Annotated in this window: 17 protein-coding genes; 9 read left to right on the forward strand and 8 right to left on the reverse strand. The window is 59.4% G+C overall.

Translation table 11 applies throughout. The annotated features are described in order from the left end of the window. Positions 1-35: 35 nt before the first annotated feature. The gene (locus AC24GY_RS08930; protein WP_487682115.1) at positions 36-5,240 is read right to left on the reverse strand and encodes a beta strand repeat-containing protein; all 5,205 of its coding nucleotides are present in this window, start codon (positions 5,238-5,240) and stop codon (positions 36-38) included. 296 nt (positions 5,241-5,536) lie between these two features. Here AC24GY_RS08930 and AC24GY_RS08935 point away from each other — a divergent pair, with 296 nt between their 5' ends. The 5 genes from AC24GY_RS08935 to AC24GY_RS08955 all read left to right on the forward strand — a co-directional run bounded on the left by AC24GY_RS08935 (position 5,537) and on the right by AC24GY_RS08955 (position 11,169). Continuing rightward, the gene (locus AC24GY_RS08935) at positions 5,537-6,064 is read left to right on the forward strand and encodes a hypothetical protein (protein WP_461525483.1); all 528 of its coding nucleotides are present in this window, start codon (positions 5,537-5,539) and stop codon (positions 6,062-6,064) included. A 23-nt stretch (positions 6,065-6,087) separates the two neighbouring features. Continuing rightward, on the forward strand, positions 6,088-7,032 hold the full coding sequence (locus AC24GY_RS08940; protein ID WP_487682117.1) for a LysM peptidoglycan-binding domain-containing protein: 945 nt from the start codon (positions 6,088-6,090) through the stop codon (positions 7,030-7,032). 31 nt (positions 7,033-7,063) lie between these two features. Continuing rightward, entirely contained in the window at positions 7,064-8,023 is a 960-nt protein-coding gene (locus AC24GY_RS08945; protein WP_422322309.1) for an acetyl-CoA carboxylase carboxyltransferase subunit alpha, read from the forward strand. An 89-nt stretch (positions 8,024-8,112) separates the two neighbouring features. Then, on the forward strand, positions 8,113-8,874 hold the full coding sequence (locus tag AC24GY_RS08950) for a hypothetical protein (RefSeq protein WP_487682120.1): 762 nt from the start codon (positions 8,113-8,115) through the stop codon (positions 8,872-8,874). A 201-nt stretch (positions 8,875-9,075) separates the two neighbouring features. Further along, positions 9,076-11,169: a TonB-dependent receptor plug domain-containing protein gene (locus tag AC24GY_RS08955; RefSeq protein WP_487682122.1), complete on the forward strand. Its 2,094-nt coding sequence runs from the start codon at positions 9,076-9,078 to the stop codon at positions 11,167-11,169. A 33-nt stretch (positions 11,170-11,202) separates the two neighbouring features. On the opposite strand, the gene AC24GY_RS08960 is transcribed toward AC24GY_RS08955, so the two are convergent. Further along, positions 11,203-11,865, reverse strand: coding sequence for an urease accessory UreF family protein (locus AC24GY_RS08960; protein WP_487682124.1), 663 nt, complete (start codon positions 11,863-11,865; stop codon positions 11,203-11,205). A gap of 90 nt (positions 11,866-11,955) precedes the next feature. Here AC24GY_RS08960 and AC24GY_RS08965 point away from each other — a divergent pair, with 90 nt between their 5' ends. Continuing rightward, complete coding sequence (locus tag AC24GY_RS08965) at positions 11,956-12,318, forward strand: YkgJ family cysteine cluster protein (protein ID WP_422322317.1); 363 nt, start codon at positions 11,956-11,958, stop codon at positions 12,316-12,318. Here the strand turns inward: AC24GY_RS08965 and AC24GY_RS08970 are convergent. Next, complete coding sequence (locus tag AC24GY_RS08970) at positions 12,315-12,779, reverse strand: pyridoxamine 5'-phosphate oxidase family protein (protein ID WP_487682126.1); 465 nt, start codon at positions 12,777-12,779, stop codon at positions 12,315-12,317. The genes AC24GY_RS08965 and AC24GY_RS08970 overlap by 4 nt on opposite strands. 100 nt (positions 12,780-12,879) lie before the next feature. Between AC24GY_RS08970 and thrH the strand changes: the two genes are divergently transcribed. The 3 genes from thrH to AC24GY_RS08985 all read left to right on the forward strand — a co-directional run bounded on the left by thrH (position 12,880) and on the right by AC24GY_RS08985 (position 16,589). Further along, positions 12,880-13,503, forward strand: coding sequence for a bifunctional phosphoserine phosphatase/homoserine phosphotransferase ThrH (gene thrH / locus AC24GY_RS08975; RefSeq protein ID WP_487682128.1), 624 nt, complete (start codon positions 12,880-12,882; stop codon positions 13,501-13,503). A 58-nt stretch (positions 13,504-13,561) separates the two neighbouring features. Beyond that, positions 13,562-15,070 (forward strand): anthranilate synthase component I, encoded by a 1,509-nt coding sequence (gene trpE / locus AC24GY_RS08980; protein ID WP_487682130.1) that lies wholly within the window; start codon positions 13,562-13,564, stop codon positions 15,068-15,070. 409 nt (positions 15,071-15,479) lie between these two features. Then, positions 15,480-16,589 (forward strand): glycoside hydrolase family 3 N-terminal domain-containing protein, encoded by a 1,110-nt coding sequence (locus tag AC24GY_RS08985; protein ID WP_487682132.1) that lies wholly within the window; start codon positions 15,480-15,482, stop codon positions 16,587-16,589. 226 nt (positions 16,590-16,815) lie between these two features. Here AC24GY_RS08985 and AC24GY_RS08990 read toward each other — a convergent pair whose 3' ends face one another. From AC24GY_RS08990 to AC24GY_RS09010, 5 genes are all read right to left on the reverse strand, one after another. Beyond that, entirely contained in the window at positions 16,816-17,586 is a 771-nt protein-coding gene (locus tag AC24GY_RS08990) for a tetratricopeptide repeat protein (RefSeq protein ID WP_422322327.1), read from the reverse strand. 41 nt (positions 17,587-17,627) lie between these two features. Then, positions 17,628-18,905 (reverse strand): tubulin beta chain, encoded by a 1,278-nt coding sequence (locus AC24GY_RS08995; RefSeq protein WP_422322329.1) that lies wholly within the window; start codon positions 18,903-18,905, stop codon positions 17,628-17,630. A gap of 48 nt (positions 18,906-18,953) precedes the next feature. After that, on the reverse strand, positions 18,954-20,369 hold the full coding sequence (locus tag AC24GY_RS09000; protein ID WP_487682135.1) for a tubulin beta chain: 1,416 nt from the start codon (positions 20,367-20,369) through the stop codon (positions 18,954-18,956). Positions 20,370-20,630: 261 nt separating this feature from the next. Further along, positions 20,631-23,168, reverse strand: a complete 2,538-nt coding sequence (locus AC24GY_RS09005) for a hypothetical protein (protein WP_487682137.1) — start codon at positions 23,166-23,168, stop codon at positions 20,631-20,633. A 286-nt stretch (positions 23,169-23,454) separates the two neighbouring features. Then, the gene (locus AC24GY_RS09010) at positions 23,455-24,969 is read right to left on the reverse strand and encodes a hypothetical protein (protein WP_422322334.1); all 1,515 of its coding nucleotides are present in this window, start codon (positions 24,967-24,969) and stop codon (positions 23,455-23,457) included. Positions 24,970-25,028 lie beyond the last annotated feature (59 nt).

A 25,028-nucleotide genomic window follows, 5' to 3' on the forward strand; every position in this document is an offset into this window, starting at 1 on the left:
TTGCAAGCTGACAAGCCATGGTGGAATGAATCAACTCAGCGCCGCCGGCGCAGCCCCAAACCCAGCAGGCCGAACAGCAGCAGGCAGGCACGCCCCGGCTCAGGCACCACGACAATGATGCCGTAGGTCTGAAAGGCGCTCACATCCCAGCCGAAGCCGGCGCCGAGCGCCGCCAGATCCAGATCTCCTGCAATGGCATTGCCGCTGGCATCCACAAAGGTCAGACCACCCACGTCGAAATTCCCGCTGATCGCCGCACCGTTCCAGTCGATCAAATTGAAGACCTGGCCGACCACCACTGAGCCCAGGCTGGAATTCACCACCACCGATCCCTGTCCCCAGGCACTGCCGGTACGGTTGCCGATGCTCAGGGTGCCCGTGGCATCCGTGAGTTTGATGAAGTCGTGATTGCTGACGCTGCTGGTGCCGGTATTCCAGGTGGTGAGCGCACCCGACTCACCGCTGAACAGAGAGAGCGCACTGCTGTAGTCATGGCCATTGTAATGGAACAGTCCGTTCGAGAAGGAGATCACGTTGGAGGTCAGCGTGGGGCTGGAAATGCCGAGGCGGATCTGCGCTCCGTCATTCACGGTGAGGGCTGTATTCGCTGCGGTGAAGGTGAGCGTGTTGTTGCTGGTCACCGTCGTGCTTGTGGTGCCGCCCGTTGTCACATCTCCCGGCTGCAGCACTGATCCGGCGTTCATCACCGTGGCCCCCTGCACGACGCCAGAGCCCGCGAGCGTGGCACCGCTGGCCACCTTTACCGCGCCGGTGCCCGAAGTGCCCGTGCCATTGGCACCCACCTGGAGCGTGCTGCCATTCACCTGGGTGACACCGGTGTAGGTGCTGGTGCCAGACAGCACCACTGCACTGGGGCCGCTGCCCGCGATGGTCAGGCCGAGATTGTTGCCACCATCGCCAATGCTGCCGGAAAAGACGGTGTTGGCACCCGAGCTCTGAGTGAGGGTGCGTGCGCCTCCCGCCAGCGTCACATTCCCGGTGAACGTGAGCGTCTTGTCGTTGCTGGCAGCGCCGCTGCTCACAAACGTGGTGTCCGCATTGAACTGAATGTTGTTGCCGATGGTGATCGCATAAGAGGAGGTGGCGCGGATGGAGGAGCCGTTGAAAATCACCGTCCCCTGCCCAAACGGACCGCTCGAGGGCGCACCCGCCGGCCCCATGGAACTCGACTGCGGAATCACCAGCGCGACCTGCAGCATCGTGTCACCTGTGTACGTGTTCTGCTGTGTCGCCAGCACCAGGGTGCCTGTGCCATAATAACTGACCCCGGCGCTGCCTGTGACCACGGAACTGATGAAGGTGTTGCCCACGGAATTGATTGTGATCAAGCCTTCGCGGGCGCCAAAGTCGAGCGTGCCGCCATTGATTCCCACACCATTGCCTGAGGCGAACAAGATGGCTCCGCTGCTCACCGTCAGTTTCTGCCCGCTGGCAATCGTTGCGCTGGCACCGTCGAGAATGAGCGAATTGATCGCAGCCGTAGTGCTGATGGGCGTGTCTGTGGTAAGGCGCGTGTTGTTCCCGGCCACGATCGCGTTCTGCGTGAACTCATCCGAGGGATTCAGCGGGCGCAGACCGGTCGTCGCATTGTAAGTCATGAAGGTGTTGGGCGTGGTGCTGGCGGTTCCCACACCGCCGCTTGTCACCGTGGCCGCACCGAGCAGATAGGGGACGATTTTGGTGTTCTGCGCCGCGGCATTGATGCCCGTCGAGAGCGCATCCGCACCGCCCACCAAGTCTGGAACGACCGTGAAAAAGACCCGCGCCACACTGGCCGTGCTGAGTGAGTCCATGCCGAGGTTCACGCCATTGACCAGGAGAAGGCCGCCCTGCGCCGGGCGCGTGATCTGGTTGGCCGTCAGCGTCGCCGTATTGGTGCCGCCGAAGATCACGCTGAGTGTTTTCAATCCTGAGTTCAGGGTGAGATTATGAATGGTCTCGCTGGAGTTCGTGGCCGCTTGATCGGAGCCTTTGTAGATGAAAGAGCCGCCTTTGAAGGCAAAGTCCGCCGAGTCCGCCAGGCGGTTGGCGTTGTTGTTGCTAGCACCGGTGTTGTCGATGGAGAAAGTCCCACCATTCAAGATGAAGCTGGTGGAGGCCAGGGAACCACTGGCACCATAGGTGGACACCGCAAAGCCCACCTGCAAGATGCCGGAATTGACGGTGGTGGAGCCGGTGTATGTATTGGCGCCAATGAGCACCTGAGTGCTGATGCCGCTCTTCACCAGAGACAATCCCCCCGCCCCGCTGGTGCCATCCTTCAGGATGCCGGCAAAGTAGGTGGTGTTGGCGGCGGGATCCGAGATTGTGAGCACGGAGGCTGCGGTGGTCGAGTTGTTGGCCACAAACAGGAACGCGCCAGTGGCATGATTGCCGGACGTGTCCAGGCCGCGCAGCGTGAGCACATGACCGTTGAGATCCAAGGTGCTCGCCTTGGTGGCGGCGGTGGCGATGACGGACAGGCGGCTCGCGGCATTGATCGCATTGTCCACGCCGATGATGAGGTAGGAACTGGTGAGTGAGCCGCTGCTGTACATCTGGGTGTCGCCCGTGTAGGTGTTCACGGCTTTCAGGATGGTGGTGGCGTTGTCCGCCCGGTTGAACAAAATCGTTGAGCTGCCGCTGATGACGCCGGACACGATCAGAGTGCCGCCGACGCCGCCGCCAAGACGGGCGCCGCCGCCTGTAACGATGATGTTTCCAGCCCACTCTGCCGTGGCACCAGAGGCGGTTTGCAGTGCCCCATTGTTGTTTCCACCATTGTCCGTGATGGTGATGGTCTCACCCGTCACGACAACACCATTTGCCAGCACCACGCGAGCGCCAGCATTCACGGTCGTGCCGCCCGCCGTGCCGCCCAGCGCGGTGTTGCTGGCCACCACGAGCGCGGTATTCGCAGCCGAAAGAGTTGTGAACCCCGTGTAAGTGTTGGCACCAGAGAGAGTGAGACTGCCGCCACCGCTCAGCGCCAGATTCACCACCCCGAGACCATCCTGAATGACGCCGCTGTAGGTCGTGGTGCTGGTGGAGGACGCGGTGAGAGTTGCCCCCGTGCTACTGCTGTTGGTGATGTAACTGCTGCCGGTGCCAAAACCCGCACCAGTGCGCTGCAATGCGGCGATCGTTTGATTGAATCCGTTCAAGTCAAAGGTCGCGTCATCGTTCACTCCAGCCGAGCCCAGGGAGTCCACATCCAGCACCGTGGCCGTCGGCAGGGCATTGGTGGAGCCCAGCTTTAAAATGCCGCGAATGATCTGCGTGACTCCCGTGTAGGTGTTGCCCGTGCCGCTGATGAGCACCGTGCCGGTGCCAACCTCACCGGAGATGGCCAGATTATTTGACGCGCCATTTTGAATGCCACCGCTCACGGTCAGCACGCCGCCCGCCTGAGCGCCCAACCGCGTGCCGCCAGCCTCGATCGTCACCACACCGGCCCATTCCGCCGCACCACCGGCCACTGTTTGCAGGGCACCCATGCTGTTGGCACCGCTGCCGATGATGCCCACAGTCTCTCCTGTCACCTTGACGCCGTTGGCCAGCACCAGGGTACCGCCTGAGGCCACGCTCGTTCCGCCGACGGTGCCACCCAGCGCGGTATTGCTGCCCACCACGAGAAAACCGGCACTCACCGTGGTGAGCCCCGTGTAGCTGTTTGCGCCTGACAGAGTGAGAGTGCCTGTGCCCGTCTTGATCAAGGCACCGCCAGCGCCGCTGATGATGCCAGCAAACGCCGTGCTGGCATTGCTCCCGCCCAGAGTCAGCGTCGCACTGCCCAGCGTCACCTGCCCGCCTGTGCTGCCACCGCCAGCCAGCGAACCCACCGTTTGATTGAAACCGTTCAAGTCAAGCACGACGCCCGCTGCATCAGCCAGAGAGATGGCCGAATTCACACCAAACACGGAGCCCCCGCCCGCAGCTCCAGCCTGGAGCGTGCCGGCCAGAATGCTCGTCGCCCCGGTGTAGGTATTGGTGCCGGAAAGCGTCAGCACGCCTGCGCCTGTTTTCGTCAGGCCGAAGTTGTTTTCATTCGTACCCGTTCCCCCCAGCACTCCGGCAAAGATGTCCGACACATCAATGCTGAGCGTGAGCGTGGCGGCAGTGGCGTTGCCATTGACCACGCTGTTGCCGGTCCCCGTTCCTGACGTCAGCAGTCCGGCGAGCCGCTGGCTGTTTGAGTCGAGTTTCAGCACGCCGCTGTCATTGGTCGTGCCATCGCCGAGAGTGACCACTGTCCCCGTGGGCAGGCGGTCATTGCCAGCACTCAAGATGAGCTTTCCATTTTTGATGAAGGTGCCGCCGGTGTAGGTGCTGGCACCGGCCAGTGTCAGGGCACCCGTGCCCACTTTTGTCAGTCCGCCATCCACGGTGGCTCCCAGCGCCGTGTCATGCACCAGAGGTGCTGCGATGGTGACATTGAAGGCCTGTGTGTCGATCACCGCCCCACCCGCCTGCACATTGGCGGTGAATTGTGCGAGATTCGCCAGAAACGTGGTGCTGTCCTGCCGTGCCTGCAGCGTGCCGCCATTGAAGTTCAGCGCTGCATCGATGCCTGCTGAAACCACGCTTCGAACGATGGTGCCCACGGACAAAGTGCCGCCGTCGAGATTGACGACCGATTCATAAACTCCAGCGGCCTGGGTGGAACTCCCGACATTGTTCTGCAGATCCAGCGTCGTCACTTCAAACGAGCCGCTGTTGATGTCGAGCGTTGACTGAGTATTGCCCGTGCCGCCGTAGAACAAGGCAAAGGTGGATGCGGCACCGGCGCCGGTGATCTTCCTGTAGGTGCCGCCGTCAATGCTCAGCAATCCCACGGCATTGGCACCGTTGACCATGCCGTCTGCCGCCGAACTCGTGCTTTCGAAAATGCCGCCGGTGATGGACATCGAGCCGTTGGCACCGTTCGCGATGAAGAGGGACCGGCCCAAGCTGCCGCCGCTCAGCACTGTGTGCCCCTGGGCGTCGGCGTAAACCAGCGTGCGCGATCCCGTTACATTGAGCCGCCAAGCCACCGGAGAGGACACATCACCGCCTGTGGGCGCAGGTGCTGTGCCACCCGTCCAGTTCGTGCCAACGGCAAAGTCCGAACTGGTCGTACCCGTCCAGGTGAAATCCGTCGCATGCAGAGGACCTGCCAGCAACACGGCCAGCAGACAGAGCGATAAATTACGGAGATCACGCTGACGAGCGCTGAGGGAAGGCGCTGAGTCGCTAATCATAAGGTTGGTTTTAGTTAAATAGAGCCCAGCCAAGTCCTGTCAACCTGCATGCCCTTCCGACAAAAATGCTTACTTTCGAGTCATTTCAGCATAGGCATGACAAGTCACCCGAATCTCCCGTTAAGCAGGTTTCTGATTATCCAGCTTATCTGGCACACGCGATCCCGCCATGGGCGGGCTTCCCAAAAGCTCAGCCTGCTTTTCGGCGGAATCCGGCCAGTTCCTGTCATCTCCGAGACCCCAAGAAATCACTGGCCCCTGCGTGGAAGCAGCTTAGTCTCAGCCACCCCCAAATCATGCCCACCGAGTTCGATATTCAATACGCCCTGGAAAACACCCAGGTGCTCCATGAGCCGGACCGCCGCATCGACACCTTTGGCAGCACCCATTTCGAGTTTCAGATCGTCACCGAACTCATGGATACCGTCGGTGCCGTGCGCGTGCGTGAAGGCCGGATCGAGGCCGAGAAGCCTCTCATCCTGCGCCCGGAACTGCCCGGCCAGTTTGACTTTGAAGGCTTTGGCCCCGAAGTGGCCGGGTTTGGCGAATTCCTGCGGGACAACCTGCATAAGCTGGCCATCCTCAAATACGGCTTCAAATTTCGCAAAGGCGACATCAGCGAGCAGATCATCCATGAATCCATGGAAGAAGTCACTGGCAAGCTGCTCGCCAACATCCGCTCCTCGGGCAATCCGATGCGTGCGGTCATTCAAGGCGTGGACGACACCTGGGAGATCTGCCTGCTGAAGTTCACCGTCGAGATGATCGAGAAGTCCCAGAACATCAACCTCTTCGATTTCAAACGCCGCGGCCTGCTGGGCTGAGTGGTAGTTTGCAGGTTCACGCAATGGCCAAGACCCAGATCAAACTGCTGATTTTCCTCATCACCGTGGGCTTGGTGGCAGGCACTCTGGCGATGGGGTACTGGGTTTACATGAACATCCTGCTCAAGGAGAGCCAGGTGGAGCAGGACATCGCCTCCATGAAGGCGAAGGACCGCCCGCGTGTGGACCCCGGCATCCGGCGCTTCGAAGCCGCCGTGGAGCTCATTCACCAGGGCAAAATCGACGACGGTCGTGATGCGCTCTACAAGCTCTGCCAGCAGTTTCCCGAATCCAAGACCTGCGCCGAGGCCATGCGCATCATTGGTGAAATCAACATGGACCAGCTCTACTCGGCAAACTCCACCGCCGGGAAGAAGGACTACATCGTGCAGCCGGGCAATTCGCTGAACTCCATCGCCACCAAGTTCGACACCACCGTGGACTCCATCATCCGCTCCAGCGGTTTGATGAGCTTCAATCTGCACCCCGGCGACCATCTCACCATCATCCCGATGGACTTCCATCTGGGGGTCAGCATCTCCAAAAAGCAGGTCATGCTGCTGCGCAAAGTGGGTGAAAAAGAATACCTCTTTAAAGTTTACAATGCGAAAGACATCCGCCTGCCCCCCGGCATGCGCCTGCCGGTGGAAATGACGATCGCGGGAAAAAACTCCATCTTTGACGGCAAGCCCGTGGTCTCCACCGACCCCAACTACGTCGATGCAGAGAAATGGTTTGCCGGCACAAAATCCGGCATCAGCCTCCGCACTCCCCCGGTGGCCCGAGCCCTAACTGTTGAGGAACCAAAAGTTCCGGCACCTGCTCCAAAAAAATCTGGCGCTCCTGCCGCCATGCCCGCTCCAGCACCCGCCCCAACGGCGGAAACCGGCATCTTCCTCGCCCGTGAAGACATCGAAGAACTCTTTGCGCTCGTTCGCAAAGGGTCAAAGTTGAGCCTCGTGAGATAATCCCTCCCACCCCTTTCCCAACCAGACCGCCATGAAACAAGTTTTGGAATTCGAAAAGCCCATCGTCAAAATCCGCGAAGAAATCGAGGAGGCCAAAAAGAAGCTGGCCGCCAAGCCCAGCGACAAGCTGGCCCAGCAGATCGCCGATCTCGAAACGAAGGCCGAAAACTTGCAGCGTGACATTCACGCCAATCTCTCCCCCTGGCAGCGCGTGCAGATCTCCCGCCACATTGGCCGGCCCTTCATGCTCGACTATGTGAAGCACATCACGGATGAATTCGTGGAACTGCATGGTGACCGCCACATCGGCGATGACAACGCGATGCCCGCCGGATTTGCCACCATCGGTGGTCAGCGCGTGGCGATCCTCGGCCACCAGAAAGGCCGCGACACCAAGGAAAACCTGCTGCGCAACTTCGGCAGCGCCCATCCCGAAGGCTACCGCAAAGCCCTCCGCCTCATGCGCATGGCCGAGAAATTCAGCCTGCCTATCATCACTCTGATCGACACCCCCGGAGCCTTCCCTGGCATCGGCGCGGAAGAGCGCAACATCGCCGAGGCCATCGCTTTCAACCTGCGTGAGATGATGACCCTGCGCACGCCGGTCATCGCCATCGTCATCGGTGAAGGTGGCAGCGGTGGTGCTCTCGGGATTGGCATCGCGGACCGCGTGCTCATGATGGAGAACGCTTATTACTCCGTCATCAGTCCAGAAGGCTGCGCCGCCATTCTGTGGAAACACCGCGAGCATGCCCCTGAAGCCGCATCTGCGCTGAAGCTCAGCGCCCAGGATCTCTCCAAACTCGGCATCATCGACGGCATCATCCCCGAGCCTCTCGGTGGTGCGCACAACGACCACTTCGCCGCTGCGAATTCACTCAAAGACGCGGTGCTGGCCACGCTCAAGGAGCTCAACACCCTGCCGACCGCCCAGCTGCTGGAGCAGCGCTATCAGAAGTTCCGCGCCCTGGGTCAGTTCACGGAAGGCTGAGGTCCAGCCTCAGGCCGCACCCCGCCACTGCGGAAGAAGCCAGTTTTGAAGCTTTACAGCGCCTGATCCCCCGGGAAAGCTCGCGGCCTATGAAGTGGCTCATCCGCATTGTCGTTGTTCTCGTTTTAATCATTGGTGCCGGACTTTGGTTTGGCTGGTCACAGCTTGGCAATCTGGTCAAGTTTGGCATTGAGCAAGGCACGCCTCCGGTGGTTCAGACCAGCGTGTCTGTCCGGCATGTGAACGTCTCCCCATTCTCCGGCAGCGGCGTTATTGAGGACTTCCAGATCGGCAATCCCAAGGGCTTCACGGGGCCCTATGCCGTTCGCATTGGTCGTGCGGAGGTGGGTTTGGACTTGAACAGCGTCAGCGCGGACAAGGTGGTCATTCAGCACATCCGCATCACGGACCCAGAGATCAATCTCGAAGCGGGCCTTGGTGGCACCAATCTCAAGCACATCGCGGACAACGCGATGAACTTTGTCTCCCAGCAAACCGCGCGTGCTGGCAATGCCGCCCCGAATGCAGCCGCGCCCCCCGCCGACGGCAAGCCGAAGAAGTCCGTCAAACTCCAGGTGAATGAACTGCTCATCACCGGGGCCAAACTCAGCGCCAGTGCAGCGGGTGTTGTTCCAGGCGCAGACGCCAGGATGGCGCTGCCTGAGATCCGCCTCACCAATCTCGGCACTGGTGCCGCCGGCATCAGTCCTGCGGAGTTGACGGCACTGATTCTCCGACAGCTCAATACCGAGGCCGTCAAAGCCAGCGCCAGCGGTGCCCTCAAAAACATGCTTCAAGGTGGCACCGACAAACTCAAGACCGATGGCATCAAGGGCCTGTTTGGGAAATAGGAGCCATTGAGTCATGGGCGGCGGGTGAAACTTGCTCAGCCTCCAGCGTGGACTTCCTTTCGGACGAGTTTGCACCTTCGTGCCTTCCGATTCCGTCTCGATGCCAAAATGGACACTATTTGTCCATTCATCAATTCATCGGCAGCCCGTGGATGACAAAAAATTAGCTGATGTTTGGTTGGCATTCCGCCTATCAAACCCATGCGCCGATTCTCCCTCCCACTTCTGCTCGTCTTCTCCACTGCCAGCTTCGCCGCCGAGGTAGCGGAAGATAAAAAGAAAAAGCCCACCAAGACCGCTGACCTGCCCGAGGTGGTGATCACGGCAACGCGCAGCGCGACTCCGCTGTCCCAAGTGCCTGCTGCGGTGAAGACACTGGATAAAAAGCAGATGGAGGAGCGCCTGACACGCACCTTCCCCGAGGCACTGCAGGAAACTCCCGGCGTTTCGATTCAGAAGACCTCCAACGGGCAGGGCTCCCCTTTCATCCGCGGCTTCACCGGTTTCCGCAACCTGATGATGGTCGACGGCATTCGCTTCAACAACTCCACCTTCCGTGACGGACCGAACCAGTACTGGAACACGATCGATCAGTATGGCATCGACCGCGTGGAAGTGCTGCCTTCGCAAGGTTCCGTGCTGTATGGCAGCGACGCCATCGGCGGTACGGTGAACGCCTTCACCAAGGGATCGGGCTTTCTCAGCGAAGCTGAAGGCAGCTTCTTCTCCCATGGCCGGGCGGATTATCGTTACTCCACGTCGGAGCACAGCAATGTGGAGCACCTCGAAACCAGCATCGGCGAGGGGCAGAAGTGGGGTCTGCATGCCGGTGTCACCTTGAGCCAGTTTGGCGATGTCACCGATGGCAGCGGACGGCGGCAGCGACACACCGGTTACGATCAATGGGCCTTTGATGTGAGGCTGGACATAGCGCTGGACGACCAGTGGACCTTCACCGCCGCGCATCAGCAGGTGCGCCAGAACGATGTGTGGCGCACGCACTCCACCAACTCAGGCGTTTCCTTTGAAGGCACCGCCGTTGGCACCGACCGCGTGCGACTCTTCGACCAGGAGCGCAGCCTGACGTATGCCCGCCTCGCCGGGAAGGACCTGAACAGCTTCATCGACAACGCCAGCCTCACCGTCTCCGTGCAAACCGCAGGCGAAAACCAGTTCCGTGTCACCGGAGGCGGCACGAGATCCTATAACATTGTGGATGTGGACACCCTCGGTGCAGATCTCCAGTTCACCAGCGAGTCACCCATCGGCACCTTGGTCTATGGCGTCGATTTTTATGAGGACTTTGTGCAATCACACGCCTCGGACAATCCTTTTCAGGGAGCCGTCGCGGACAACTCTACCTACAGCCTGCTGGGGGTTCACATTCAGGACGCCATCGACTTCGGCGAACGCGTGCATCTCTTCCTCGGAGAGCGTTACACGCATGCCACGGCCAGGCTCGGCAGCTTCCAGAATCCCACCACCCTCGCGCAGCAGTCTTTTACCAACAGCTGGGACAACTTCTCCGGCAGCGTGCGTTTCGTGATCGATCTCGATGAAAGGGACCGCTATTCGCTGTATGGCGGCGTGTCGCAGGCCTTCCGTGCGCCCAACCTCTCCGACCTTTCCCGTTTTGATGTGGCTCTGTCAGGTCGCAAAGAAACACCGGCCACCGACCTGTCCCCGGAAAAATACCTGACCTATGAGATCGGTCTCAAAGCAAACACCGAAAGCCTCACCGCCAGCCTGGCCTACTTCTACACCAAGCTGGACAATCTGATCATCCGGCGCTCCACCTCCGTGCCACTGCAGGACACCAAGGCGAATGGCGGCGACGGTTACATGCAGGGCTTCGAGTTCGCCGCACGCTGGCGGATCGACAAGCACTGGAGCCTCTTCGGCCATCTGGCATGGGTGGAAGGTGAGGCGGATCAGTTCATCGGCACCACCACGCAGAAACGCCGCGAGCCGCTGGGCAAAATCTCCCCTCTCGTGGGCTACGGTGGCGTGCGCTGGCAGACCACGGATCAACGGTTTTGGACAGAGTTCGTCTGTCTCACCTATGGCGAGGCCGGGCGCTTGAACACCTCTGACCAGCTCGACACCCAGCGAGTCCCGCCCAACGGCACGCCTTCTTTCTGGCTGCTCACGCTGCGCGGTGGCTACTCCGTCACCGAGAACCTCATCCTAACCGCCTCTCTCGACAATCTGCTGAACAAAACCTACCGCTACCACGGCTCCGGCTCCAACGAGCCCGGTTTCGGTGCGAACCTTGGTGTGACGGTGAAGTTTTAGCAGTGACGCGTTGATTTGCAAAGACGCCGGAATTCACGCATCCACCACCCGCAGCGCGGACTCGCTTGAGGCATCGCTCATGATGCGGCTCGTGATTCCGGCGATGCTGAACTTTCCGGCGTAGGGCACATGCAGATGCGAATCACGCGCCGCCATGTCCCATTCCAGCCGCAGGTATTCGGCGATGACATTGGTGAGGCTGAGCTGGAAAAAATGCCCGACCGCCGCCCACACGATGGCGATGTGGCTGTCGCATCTCCCCTGCTCCACCGCCTCACGCAGCCGACCCAGCACACCTTGATAACGCGCATGTTTCGTGGATTTGAGCAGCACCGCGCCCGCCTGAAGGCTGCGCTGGCAGGCAGCGGGTGAAAGCTGGGAAGAGAGTCTGGAAGAAGCCGCGATGAGACCAGCCAGATCATTCGCATGCGCGCTCTGCCACGCGGACTTGAGCGCCGGACCGCTGGCTTCACGCAGCACACTTTCAGCCGCGGCATTCCAGTCGCCCACATCTTCCACCAGCAGGACCTCCACGCGGGCGCGCACGCTGCCCAGCAGCCACTTCACCCAGTCCAGTCCACGGGACCAGTCCTCGATGACCCGCTGATCATCCGCCGTGTCTTGCGGCGCGGGCAGCAGAGTGATGGTGGGAAGCAGATGCAGTTTCATCGCGACAGCCACTGACGCCGCAGCCATGGGCGGCGATTTTCAAACCTTCGTTGCATAGACCCGTTCATCGCACGAACTATGCCTCCAGCGCAGCAATGCGCGAACAGAATACTTTTCATGAGCGAAGCCTCCCCACTTGACACCTCCACGCCGTGGTATGCCTGCCAGCGCTGCGGCAACTGCTGCCGCTGGCCCGGAGATGTGCGCGTCACGGACGATGAGATCACGCGCATCGCCGCGTATCTGGACATGCCGCGCATCGAGTTCGTGGAGCAATGCACGCGGCTGAATGCCAACCGCACCGGCCTGAGCATCATCGACAAGGCCAATGGCGAGTGCCTCTTCCTTGAAGGCGTGAATGTGTGCCGCATCCAGCCGGTGAAGCCGGTGCAGTGCGAAGGCTTTCCCAACACCTGGAATTTTCCCGGCTGGCGCGAGAAGTGCGAGGCGGTGGAGGCACCGCGCCCTGCATCCCACTAGGCTGCTTCCGGCACCGATTTGTCCCAAAGCACGGACTTCGTGTAGGCGTAGGGTTTGCACAGCACGACCTTGCTCACATCCGTGCGGATGACGGCAAATTTGTGATAGTCCTCCGTCTCGCAGTACTTGCGGTAGTAGGCCTTGGATTTGCCGGGCATCTGATCCCAGTAGCGCTTTGCTGCATCTCCCTCGATCAGCCGCGTGCGTCCGGAAAGATACACGATGGTCTCCATCGAGGGTGAGGCAAACATCCACTCCGCCTGCGGATTGGCACGTAGGATGTCGGCCTTCAGCGAGTTCGGCGCGGTGATGGAAATGATCTCCTCCATGTCCGTGGTGACCTGCGTGGTCATCCAGGCCGAATGCGGATGCCCCTCGGCGTCTGACGTGGCCAGTACGGCATTGCGGCAGTTCGTCACCAGCTGGGCGGCATTTCGAGTGACTTCGTTTTCGATTTTCATGTTCAAACAAACGCCAAATTTTCGACAGCGTCTCCGCGTGGCTTGCCCGCATGTGCGCCTTTTTTGAAGATCGCTGCTTTACTGGAGGAGCGGCCCGTGCATGACATCTCCCCACATGAAGCAGCAGACCATCGTCACCCTCGACCTCGAAGGCGTTCTCGTCCCCGAAATCTGGATCGCCTTTGCCGAGAAGACCGGCATCCCCGAACTGCGCCGCACCACGCGGGATGAACCTGACTACGATGTGCTCATGAAGGGCCGCCTCAAAATCCTCGATGAGCACGGCCTGAAGCTGCCGGACATCCAGCAGGTCATCGGCACGCTTTCCCCCATGGAAGGTGCCAAGGCTTTCCTCGATGAACTGCGCTCCATCACCCAGGTGATCATCCTGAGCGACACCTTCGCCGAATTTGCCCAGCCGCTGATGCGCCAGCTCGCATGGCCGACGATTTTCTGCCACCAGCTCGATGTCGCCCCAGACGGTCGCATCGTGGACTACAAGCTGCGCCAGCCGAACCAGAAGCAGAAGTCCGTGGCTGCGTTCAAGGCGCTGAACTACCGCGTCATCGCCGCAGGTGATTCGTTCAACGACACCACGATGCTCGGCGAGGCCGATGTCGGTTTCTTCTTCCACGCCCCGGCCAGCATTCAGGCGCAGTTTCCGCAGTTCAAGCCCTTCGACGACTATGGCGAGCTCCTGGCCGCCATGCGCGCGGTGCTTTGAAGCATCATTGCCACAACGCGATTCCGCGTCCAGAATGCGTGCTCGTTTCACGCCCCGCATGCCACAGCTCCATCTTCAGCCCGACTTCGCCACCTTTCAGACGCTCGCGCAGCAGGGCAATCTCGTACCGGTGATGGCGGAACTCGCCGCCGACTACGAAACCCCGCTCTCTGCATTCCAAAAGATCCATGATGGCCGCTGCGCCTTCCTGCTGGAATCCGCAGAGCTCACTCAGCACTCCGGGCGCTACTCGCTGCTCGGCAGTTCACCGCGCATCATCTTCACCGCGCGCGGTCGTGAGATTGAAATCGAGGAGCGCGGCAAGAAGCGCAGCTACACCACTACCGGCGATCCGCTGACGGAACTGCAGGAGCTGATGAAGCCCTTCACCCCGCTGGAAACGCAGCCGCTGCCGGTCTTCCACGGCGGTGCGGTTGGCTACCTGGCGTATGACATGGTGCGCTTCTTTGAGCCAACGCTGCCGCCACCGCCGAAGGACGAACTGGGTCTGCCGGATATGGTCTTCATGGTCACTGACACTGTGCTGGTTTTTGATCACCGCACCCGCCGCCTGTCCATCGTGGCCAATGTCCACACTGATGAGCATGCCACGCTGGAGGCTGCCTATGATTGGGCTCGGGAGCAGATCGCGGATGTCATTGCCAAACTGGAGAAGCCGCTGGCTGCCCGACCGCTGCAAACCTTTGCCCCAGTGGGGCAGTTGCCACCGCCGGTGAGCAACACCACGCAGGAAGAATACGAGGCGATGGTGCTCAAGATGAAGGAGTACATCGGCGCCGGTGACATCTTCCAAGGCGTGCCCTCCCAGCGTTTTGAAACGGACTATCAGGGCACCACGCTGGATCTCTTCCGCGCACTGCGGCATGTGAATCCGAGCCCCTACATGTTCTGCATCGACTTCCCGCAGGGCTTCGCGCTCGTCGGCAGTTCGCCGGAGGTGCATGTAAAGTGCATGAACGGCCGCATCGACATCCGCCCCATCGCCGGCACACGCTGGAGAGGCAAAACTCCCGCCGAAGACGATGCTCTGGCCCAGGAGCTGCTGAATGATCCCAAAGAACGCGCCGAGCACATCATGCTCGTCGATCTCGCACGCAATGATGTCGGACGTGTGGCCGACTATGGTACCGTCCGCGTCAGTGATCTGATGATCATCGAGCGCTACTCGCACGTCATGCACATCGTCTCCAATGTGGACGGCCATCTGCGTGAGGACAAGACTGCATACGACGTCATGCGCGCCACCTTCCCCGCCGGCACCGTCAGCGGCTCGCCCAAGGTGCGCGCCATGGAGATCATCAACGAGTGTGAGAAGAGCAAGCGCTGCGCTTATGCCGGCGCGGTGGGTTACTTCGGCTTTGATGGCAACCTTGATTCGTGCATCGCGCTGCGCACCTGCGTTGTGAAGGATGGCAAAGCCTATGTGCAGGCTGGTGCGGGTGTTGTGGCTGACTCTGTTCCTGCCGCCGAGTATCAAGAAACGATCAACAAGGCCACCGGCATGCTGCGTGCGATTCAATGGGCGCGTCAGTTGAGTGCACCGTGAGCTGATTGAGTTGCTCACACACTAATCACAGCGAGCTAACAAGCTAATCACACAGTTGCTCACAATGCGCGAATGCATCACCCAGAAACAGAGAACCCCCCGGCATGCGAAGCCGGGGGGTTCCATTGGCGATCCAGCAACCAACAACGATAGAGGACCGATTGGCACGAAATGCTTTAGCTGAGGAAGCTTGCAAACGTGGCCCGCAGGTTGCCCCACAGACGACCGCATGTTAAAAAGTTTTGCCCCTCCCGTCAACCTGCCCACCCTTCTTTTGCAAAAAGAAACCGCTGAGTCGCAATCCTGAGAGCCTAAAACGCCCAATTGTTATCAAAATTTTAGCAAAACGCGTCTTGACACCTGATCTGTCACTTTCGACCAACCACTACTCAACCGAACACACCCCATCATGCCCACCTCCCAAGACCTCGGCCAGCTCCTCCTCATGGGTGTCCCCGGTGCCGAACTGACTCCAGAAACCGCAGCACGGCTCAAAAAACTTCAGCCCGGTGGCTTCATTTTATTCGGGCGCAACATCCAGACCCCCGAACAGGTCCGCAAACTCATCGATGACCTGCGCGACATTTCCAACGTCGAACCATTCATCACGATTGATCAAGAAGGTGGCCGCGTCTCGCGTCTCCGCCTGATTGGTGAAGAACCACCGAATGCTCAAGCGCTGCGTGACAAGGGCGATCCCGCGCTGATCAAACGTCATGGCAAGCTCACCGGGCAGATTTTGCGCCTCTTCGGTTTCAATCTCGATCTCTGCCCTGTGCTGGACATCTCATATGATGATGCGGCGGACAATTCTCTCAAAGGCCGCACCTATGGCAAAGATCCACAGCAGGTGATCGACAACGCCGGTGTGTTCAATCGTGCCATGCGCGCAGAAGGCATCCTGAGCTGCGGCAAACACTTCCCTGGCTATGGGCCTGCGGAATGTGATCCGCATGAGTTCCTGCCCGTCATCACCAAAAGCCGTGAAGAAATGGAGCGCAGTGAACTGCTGCCCTACTCCGCGCTGCTGCCGGAACTCGACAGCGTGATGACCTGCCACAGCAACTACACCGCGTACGATCCGGACCGTGGCCGCTGGCCTGCCAGCCTTAGCCATAACATCGTGACGAAGCTGCTGCGCCATCAGTACGCCTTCGACGGCCTGGCCATGACTGATGACCTCGACATGGGTGCGATCCTGAATGAAGTCACCTTTGAGCAGGCCATTCAGGAAGCCGTGCGCGCCGGCAATGACCTCGTCATGATCTGCCACCGCGTGGAAATGGTGGAGCTGGCCCGTCAGCACCTTGAGGGTGTCGAAGCCCCGGCCCTGCATGATGCTTTGATGCGGATCGAGAAAACCAAGAAGCGCCTGGTGAAGCCGGACTCGTTCAATCTCGACCGCTTCGCCGCCATCAATCGCGACATCTGGCAGCTGCGCGTCGATACGCTCGGCGAAGAGGCGGCCAAAAATCTCAGCGTCGAAGACGGCAAACGTTCCCCTGTGGAGCTGTATTGAGATCCTGATTTGTTGAAAACAGGTGTGCAGTCGGAAGGGGGCATCCTAATTCCCCATCACGAGAGTTTCAGATGTTCGCACCTGCTGGGCGATATGTGAACGTGAGGGATCGGGACGATCCCACTCCTCCAGAAAGCTGACGCGTTCGCAGAGCAACGGCGGAGTGTTCTTCCCGATGGATTCACACGCAGCCCAGAGTTTTTTAACTGCGACTGCCGGCCACCATTTACAAGCTCTTGTCGATCAGCAGCGAGGCTGAGCGCCGGGGATTCGGGTGGTAGCCGTTCATGGCGGCGCGGATGCGCTTGGCGCGATCCACACAGGCCTCGGCCTTTTGGAAATCTCCTGACGCCTTGTACACCGCCCCCAGATTGATGAAAGTCTGGGAGAGGTCGGCAGGGTCCATCTGCCCTTCATTGAGATTCTGCCGGATGGCGAGCGCCCGCTCATGCATGGCCTGCGCACGATCCACATCCATGCTGCTGTAGTAGAGCACCCCGAGATTGTTGTACACGGAAGCCACGCGTGAGCTCTGCTCGCCATCGATGCGCTGAAAAGTTTCCAGCGCTTCGCAGTAATAGCCCTCGGCCTTTTCAAACTGCCGCAGCTGTTTGAAAATCATGGCCAGGTTGTTTTTGATCGTGGCCACCTTGTCGCTGTCCTCCAGACCGTTGTTAGCACTGATGGTCAACGCCTGCTCATAGAACTCAGCCGCCTTGTCCATGCGCCCCCAGCGATCGTACAGATGCGCGAGGAGCGAGTAGATGCCGGTCAGCAGGTCTGGGTCCTGCTTGCGCAGTTCCTGTGCACGAAAGAGCGCCTCACGATAAAGCGACTCGGCCTTGCGGAAATCCCCCTCCTTCTGCCGCAGATCCGCAAGAACACTGATCTGCTCAACCAAAGCACCTACGCGGACGGGATCATGGTACGCAAGCCTCCGCGCCTCCTCGACGCTGCGGGAGGCGGAGGCTATTTGGCGCTCCAATGCGGTATCCACGTTGGGTTGAAGAATGTTTCACGAAACCGGCTGAACTCCGGCTAGCTGGCGTCGCGATAGGACTGGGCGAGATTGACGATGGTGTTGCGTGCATGGGCCATCATTTCGCGGGAGACGCCGTTGTTCTCATACCAGTGCGTGTAGGCATGGTTGTCGAACATGATGTCAAAGTTGGTGATGAGGCGCTCAAACACGGCGGCGATGCCGGTGTGATTGACCAATGCGAGGCCGCTGGAGGCAAAGCCTTCGGGGGCGGTTTCAGCCACACCCATTTTGATGCCAGTCGGTACGTAGCTGGCGAAGTTCAGGCTCTTGCGAATGGCCGCCATGTTTTCCTCCACTTCCTTGGCTTTCACATCCCCACGGAACAGGGCGCAGGCGGAAAGGTACACGCCGTTGGTCCAGTCGATGGCCGCGGTGAAATTGTCTTGGGAGAACGTCTCACGTGCAACGTCGGGGAAGTTGATTCGGACCTGTCCTTCCTGACCGGGACCACGCATGGGAGCAAACGAGGCCGTGAGGAAATGATTGCCGGGGAACGGCACCAGATTGGTCACATATTCGCTGAGATCGGTGTTGAGTTTTCCAGGAAAGCGCAGGGATGCAGTCACCGAACTCATGATGAGAGCGATGATGTGGTTGAGGTCCATGTAGTTCGGGCTGCGGTGCAGCTTCGATTTCGCAATGCGGAAGAGCGCCTCGTTGTCCAGCAGCACGGCGGCATCCGCGTTGTCGAGGATGCGCTGCAGCGTGAGGATGGCGTTGTAGGGCTCGACGGCAGAGTCGGAGATCAGCGGGGAAGGAACCACGGAGAACGTGAAGATGCGCTTCTTGGGATAGGCCTGGCGCAGACGCTCCAGAATGAGCGAACCCAAGCCCGAGCCGGAACCACCACCGATGGAGTGGGTCATCATGAAGCCCTGCAGAGACTTGGTCTTTTCGACGGCGGCGTCGATCACATTCATGATCTGGTCGATAATGCGCTCACCTTCGACGTTGTAACCACGCGCCCAGTTGTTGGCGGCACCGGGGATTTTTCGAATAATGCAGCTCTCGTCAAACAGCTGCGCCATGTCACCGCCTTCGATTCGGGCGATCACCCCGGGCTCAAGGTCCACCAGAATGGCGCGCGGGATATATTTCCCATCACGGACCTTGTGAAAGAACACCTCCATGTTCGTGTTGGCGGCGGCAGTCGTGTTGCCATCCTTCAACGTACCCGCCTCGGTCAGGCCATGTTCACGCAGCAGGAGCCGCCAGTAACGGTCGGCGATTTGATTGCCACATTGTCCGACATGAATGCTCAGAATCTCTCTCACGGTTATTCCTCCAAACGGTTGTTTTATCGATTGCCTGATTTGCTGTTCTTAACGACGACGGTCAACGAGGTCACGCAGACTCATGCCACCGCCGCGGCTGTCATCCACGCTGGCGCTGCTGCGCGGGAAGTCAGATGCGCTGTCCTGCACCTTGGCTTTGGCACCGCTTTCCTCGGCCACCTGATAGCTCTGAATGAGTTCCTGAGCGGAAGCACGGAGCTCATTGATCTGCTCTTCGGACATGCCTTCATTGAGGTACCAGTTGGCGAAGGCCTTGCGCTGCCAGAGCTTGTCGAAGTTGTGGCAGATCCGGTCCAGCACACGGGCGATTTCGGTGTTGTTGGCCAGCAGCACCATGCTCTTGCGATGGGAGATGCCGGGCTGCTCGACGTAGCCGATCTTGAACGCGGTGGGAATCCAGTAGGTCAGCGGCAGCTGCTCACGCATCGCGGCGAGGGCGGCGTCTGCCAGCGGCTTGTCGTCCATGATGCCACGGTAGAGCACCGCAGTGCTCAGGAAGCGGCCTTCCATGGGGGAGCAGGCGGCAAAAACGGAGGCGTTGTCAAACAGGCTGCGAATCATTTCCTCGACGCCCATTTCTTCAAACTTGCTGCGGTCAGGCGGTGTCAGCGGAGCAAAAGCGCACATGAGGAAGTGCAGCGAAGGCTGCGGCACCAGATTCGTGAGCAGCTCACGCAGGCTGATTTCCACGGTCAGGAAGCCGCTGAAACGCATGGAAGCAGTCAGACCGGCAAGCGCCTCGGTGATGAGCAGGTTGAGGTCATCCACCGTCGGGCTCTCGATGTTCCATTTGCGATGGGCGAGTTCGAACAGCGCTTCATTGTCGAAGATGAGGCAGGCGTCGGCAGAGCGGCGCAGCGTGTTGAGCGTAAACACCGTGTTGTAGGGCTCGGTCACCACCGAGGAAACCTGCGGGGATGGCAGCACCGCGCAGCTCAGCACGGGGAATTCGGGATACTTTTCTTTGACGGATTCAATGAGCAGAGCACCAAAGCCGGAACCGGAACCACCGCCCGTGGCGTGCAGAACAAGAATGCCGCCGACGTTGTCGCACTTGTCGATTTCGGCATCGAGCCGACCCATGACTTCTGGCAGAACTTCACGCCCTGCACCGAGATAACCCACGGCAAAATTACCACCGGCACCTTCCGTGCGGCTGATGAGGTTGCCAGGGTTGAAGAGCGAACCGGAGGTGGCCTTGATGTTGTCGATCACGCTTGGCTCCAGATCGACCATCACCGCACGAGGCACATAGCTGCCGGAAGAGGATTCGCCGAGCTTGCTGAAAAACGCGCTCCAGTTTCCGCGAGGAGTCTGGCCCTGGGCGGTCTGACCTGTCATCGGATCAATGCCGTGCTCCTGACAGATGGTTTTCCAGAAAGACGCGGCAATCTGATTGCCTGCCTGACCGATTGAAATAACGATAGTGTTGTTGACCTTCATCAGTCTCTCCTAATTTTCGCGGTTTCTAATGTGATGTGTACTGCCTGCAATGGGGGGAAAGGCCACCAGCCTCAGCGTGCCGGTGATTCTCATCCGGCGTGCTCCGGACTTCGCAATCAAAGCGGCATTGTTTGCGGCGCTCATCTCCACTAAGGATAGTTTTACCTGTGAGTGCGCCGTGAGTCCAAGCAAATTCGGTGCTTTCGTGAGGAATCCCACGCCAAAATGGCTGCAATATTGAAATGCGGGCAATGGCTGGGATCACGGTGTTTCTTTGCGTTTCAGCGGCAAAGGTGCGGCGGTGGATATGGCCGGCATCTGCCCTGTACTGCTTTCCACCTGTCCCTGTTTCATGCGATCGATCTCCTCTTTGGAAGGAAGGATGGCACGACGAATGGTGATGGGCGCTTTCTCTGGCTGCTTCGCAGCAGCTGCAGAAGGGACAGCGGCATTTGCGGTTTGTGGCGGGTTGCTCGCAGCGGGCGTCACCACCGCAGGCGTCACCACCGCGGGCGTCACTGCATCTGCCGTCATGGGCTTCACTTCATTCACCGGGGCCTGCACGATGGGCGACGGAGCGGGAACCTCTGTCACTGAGGCCACCACTGCCGGCACCGGTTTGACGGATGGATTCGGCACAGCCTCCTTCATCACCGCCACAGGCTTGACGGCGGCGGCGGCAACGACCCGAGTGACAACAACGGGAGCAGGTTGCGGTTTGACAGGTGCAGCTTGAGCCGGAACCGGCTTGCTCTGGACAGCCTTCACGACCAGAGGTGGCGCGTCCTTTTGACTGACCGCAGGTCCTTCAGCTTCCGCCGAGGAAACCACAGGCTGCGCTGCAGCATACGGTTCCTTTTTACCGCCCATGAAAATCCATGCGCCAATGCCCAGTATCACTGCAGCAGCAGCCGCGATGGCCCCCACTGGCAGGCTGCGCTTTGGCTGGACCAACGAATTGAAGTCATGCGTCTTGATCCCGCGCTTGATGGGGGAAATGGGCTCGTCCTCAAAACTTCCAGCGGATGCCTCATTCGCATTCCAGTCATCGTCAAAATCAGACACGGAACCGACGCTTTCCATCTCCTCCAGCGCCACTGTGCTGCTGCCACGCAGGCGTGTGGCGAGATCAACCGTTGGAGCAGTCAGGAGCGCCTCAAACTTGTCGATGAAATCACCCGGACTTGGGGTCTTGCCTGCACGGCGGATCAGTTCAAGACACTCACGCACATAAGCGGCGGCGGCCTCAGGGATGGATTCAGGAAACTGCGGCACGCCTCCGGTCTGGCGCTCACCCGTGAGCAAATAACCTGCAAGCGCCACAAATGAGCGGTGCCGGAAATCACGATTCTGCAAATGCTCCTCCTGCTGCTGTCCTTCGGTGAGGTCCATGTCCACGAGGAGAGGCTCGTACAGGCTGCGCATGGTCATGTGCGGACGCAGCTTCACGACAAACGAAGGCCAGGCATCCAGACGCTTCTGCATCAGCCGTTCCAGCTCACGTGAAAGCAGCGGACCATTTTTACCCACACGCAGCAGGATGTTGGAAGGGTGCAAATCCACACGCTGCACGCCACACTCCACCGCCTGATCAAGCCCGGCCCGGATCTGTCGCATCAGCACATTCACTTCAGCAGGATTCAGCGTGATGCGTTCCGCCATGAGACGACTGAGTGCAAAGCCAGGCTCACGCTCCTCGGTCAGGAAGGTCCAATCAGGGCTTTCCCACAGGCTCAGGGAGCGGAGGATGTTCGGATGCCGCTCTGGATTGAAACGCCACATCTGCAGGGGCACCGCCTCGTAGCGGGATTTGTCCACGATACGCGAAGGCGGCAGCAGGTGCACCGTGACAGCCTGACTGAGCTTCGTGTTGATCGCAGGAATGGAGAAGGGATAGCGGCGTGCGTGATCCGCATCCTCCACACGAAACCGTGTTCCAAGAATGGTTTCGACCGGCACATCCTCCAGCAGGAGTTCCTGAAGCTGTGACTGTGGCAGCAGCGAAGAATTCACCACCAAGTGTTTGCGGAAATTGCGCGCTTTGATGTTGCTCGAAAGCGCGCTGAACGCCTCGCGCACATCGTCACGCAGTTTTTCGATCGATGCCGGAGCATTGTCGGGGTCGGTGAGCGCAGCTCTGACCGCTGTGCGCAATCCCATCGGCAGCTGTGTCAATGCAGGGAACCGGTCCGGATTTTCGCCAGCATAGGGCTGACCGGTCAGAAGAAGGAAAATAAGCCGGCAGGCCTCCACCACCAGCCGTGCACCGCTTTGCCCCTCGGTCCCTGCATCCAGCTGCGACAGACCGTAATCAAACACGCGGAGCTGCAGGAAGGTGTCTTCCAAGGTGGTGACCAGCACGCGGTCCAGATGCATGCGCGAGACAAGACGCTGAAATCCTTGCAACTGGAGCAGGTCATCCAGCAATTGATAAACGAGCGCCAGAGCCGTCGCGGGCGCCACTGCGCCGCGCCTTTGGGTGTAATGCTCGACAAACTCACCATCGTTGAGATTGCTGGTGTAATAGACCAGCCCCTGATCCTCACCCACTTCCAAAATGCGCATGAAGGCATGCCCGCGGATTTCTGAAGCCTGGCGGGCGCGATCAAACGCGGATCTCTTCATCGCCGCATCCAGAGTGCTGCCCCCGCGCAGCACATGCAGCTCCACTAGGCGGTGAATGCGGTTGTCGAAGGCTAGAAAAACCACCTCGTCTTTAGAACGCACCAGCTCGACCGGTGCACCACCGGTTCGATGAGCCACGGAAAGGCTGCCAAATTGCTGAAGCTCTTCAATCATAACAAGTTAATGACCATACAGTGAAACAATACCAACTTGAGAGTTTGGGGCAATGCTTCACCTATACACTCTAATTTATAAGGGTTGTGGCTCAAAATTGCAAAGTTTATTCTAAAAAATCTGGTAATTTTACATTGCTAATAAACCACCCTTTAGAGATTAAACCATAAAAGGCATAGTCCGTCGTGGCTATTCTAATAAAGCTCAAAGGATACCAACTGAGCTCACAAAAATGCAAGATTTGCATCCCTGAAACTCAGATTTGAGCAAGAGCACGTCCTTCGTTTTATTTCTTATCCCCACCTGCCGGCGTGGATCTGCTGGCAGGAACGCTGCCAGCAATAGCGCCTAGGCGCTGTTTCTCGGCATCGCTCCATTGATAGGCTGCGTCAGAGAGCACGTTGCGTGCCGCAGTTTTAATCTCTGCCGCATTCGGGGACCCCGGATAGTTCAACATCTCCCAAAGTGTGATGGCATTCCCCTTCACTCGATCCAGCAGCAGTTTGCACACACGCAGGCGGACGTCTTGATCTTTGGGCGGGTCTAGATGAAGCCAGACCAGCAGATTCAGGTACTGCGGACTCTCGAAGGGCAGTTCCTGGCTTTTTCCTGAGAGCACCTTTTCGTTCTCCTGCCAGCCGCCGGTTTTTGCCAAAGCATGCTGCGATTCAAAAGGCTTCATCTCAGCGGCCTTCTTTTGCAGTTCGTTTTTCCGCCATGCCTCCATCTCGGCAGGGGTCGAGATCGTCGCAGCGGGCTTTAAAGCATCCAAAATACCCAAGACAAATTCCCGTGGCAGCACCAGCACAGGCACCATCACGGTGAGCAGCATCGCCAGGCAACCGCAGAACCAGGGCAGAAAAAACCGCGCCAATGGCCCCGCCTGAGGATGCGGTGGAATTTCTCGGGTAACTCTCCCGGCTGCCGGAACCAAGTCAGGCATGGCCTTGGGTCCTCCCCCATTTTCTGTTTTCGCGGTCGCCAGCTTTTGGGTCACATCCACCAGCTTTTCCTGCTGCTGCGCAAATTTCACCGCCAACTCCCACCAGCATTCGGGCAGCACCGCCTTGAACAAGTCAGCGCCTTCCATGTCAGTCGTCAAACAATCCGACAAATGGTCCAGGGCATCGCGCTCCGCCTTGCTCTTCCATGTCCAGGCCGTCTTGGGTTTGCGCAGCCGCACGTCCCAGAAATCACGTTCGTCCTGCACTGCGCTGCACACGACGCGTCCGGCCGCCAGCCAGCGCTTGGCATCTGCCAGCGCCTCCTTGTGCTCCTCCCCTGCCAGTGGCAGAGCGGCATTGTACAACTGCTCTGCGCGTGAAAAGCGCGTCACCGCAAGTGTGGCGGCCAGCGCCAGCATCACATCAACGGCACAGGCGTTTCTGGAGGCATGGGACGCCACGATCGCATCGGCGAGTCTGGAAAGGCGGTGCGTCTCCCCGCGTGCAGCCCAGCGGGACGCGACCATGCACGTCACATTCACCTCTCCGCTGCCCATTTCGATGACAAGATCCGGGATGCGCGCGAGTTCTGCGAGCTGATCCTCGTCCTGCTCAAACATCTCGGCAATCAGCAGACTGCCTGCCGCCGCCCACTCCGGCTTTGAAAACGCCTGGCAGCAGAACGCATCAAAGTGCCCGGGAACGGCGACTTTGGCGGCCACCGCACGCAGCAGGCCTTTGGCACTGGCGCGCAGTTCCTCCGGCAGCCCATTGTCGATCATCACCTCGATGCGAAGCATCGTTTCGGGATCGATCGCACTGCTGGAAGAAGCATCCAGCACCTGGCTGGAGGACATCTTCAAGGCGGATGCTGAGGCGCTGTTTCCCATTTTCAGCGCCATTGATAAGGCGAATC

This window comes from Prosthecobacter sp. Pr1, assembly GCF_057652315.1.

Bases quoted from the DNA above. Each gene is read 5' to 3' on its own strand.
- AC24GY_RS08960 (WP_487682124.1), bottom strand. From the start codon at position 11,865: ATGGCTGCGGCGTCAGTGGCTGTCGCGATGAAACTGCATCTGCTTCCC.
- AC24GY_RS08970 (WP_487682126.1), bottom strand. From the start codon at position 12,779: ATGAAAATCGAAAACGAAGTCACTCGAAATGCCGCCCAGCTGGTGACG.
- AC24GY_RS08945 (WP_422322309.1), top strand. From the start codon at position 7,064: ATGAAACAAGTTTTGGAATTCGAAAAGCCCATCGTCAAAATCCGCGAA.
- AC24GY_RS08965 (WP_422322317.1), top strand. From the start codon at position 11,956: ATGAGCGAAGCCTCCCCACTTGACACCTCCACGCCGTGGTATGCCTGC.
- AC24GY_RS08935 (WP_461525483.1), top strand. From the start codon at position 5,537: ATGCCCACCGAGTTCGATATTCAATACGCCCTGGAAAACACCCAGGTG.
- AC24GY_RS08955 (WP_487682122.1), top strand. From the start codon at position 9,076: ATGCGCCGATTCTCCCTCCCACTTCTGCTCGTCTTCTCCACTGCCAGC.
- AC24GY_RS09000 (WP_487682135.1), bottom strand. From the start codon at position 20,369: ATGAAGGTCAACAACACTATCGTTATTTCAATCGGTCAGGCAGGCAAT.
- AC24GY_RS09005 (WP_487682137.1), bottom strand. From the start codon at position 23,168: ATGATTGAAGAGCTTCAGCAATTTGGCAGCCTTTCCGTGGCTCATCGA.
- AC24GY_RS08930 (WP_487682115.1), bottom strand. From the start codon at position 5,240: ATGATTAGCGACTCAGCGCCTTCCCTCAGCGCTCGTCAGCGTGATCTC.
- thrH (WP_487682128.1), top strand. From the start codon at position 12,880: ATGACATCTCCCCACATGAAGCAGCAGACCATCGTCACCCTCGACCTC.
- AC24GY_RS08940 (WP_487682117.1), top strand. From the start codon at position 6,088: ATGGCCAAGACCCAGATCAAACTGCTGATTTTCCTCATCACCGTGGGC.
- AC24GY_RS08985 (WP_487682132.1), top strand. From the start codon at position 15,480: ATGCCCACCTCCCAAGACCTCGGCCAGCTCCTCCTCATGGGTGTCCCC.
- trpE (WP_487682130.1), top strand. From the start codon at position 13,562: ATGCCACAGCTCCATCTTCAGCCCGACTTCGCCACCTTTCAGACGCTC.
- AC24GY_RS08950 (WP_487682120.1), top strand. From the start codon at position 8,113: ATGAAGTGGCTCATCCGCATTGTCGTTGTTCTCGTTTTAATCATTGGT.
- AC24GY_RS09010 (WP_422322334.1), bottom strand. From the start codon at position 24,969: ATGTCCTCCAGCCAGGTGCTGGATGCTTCTTCCAGCAGTGCGATCGAT.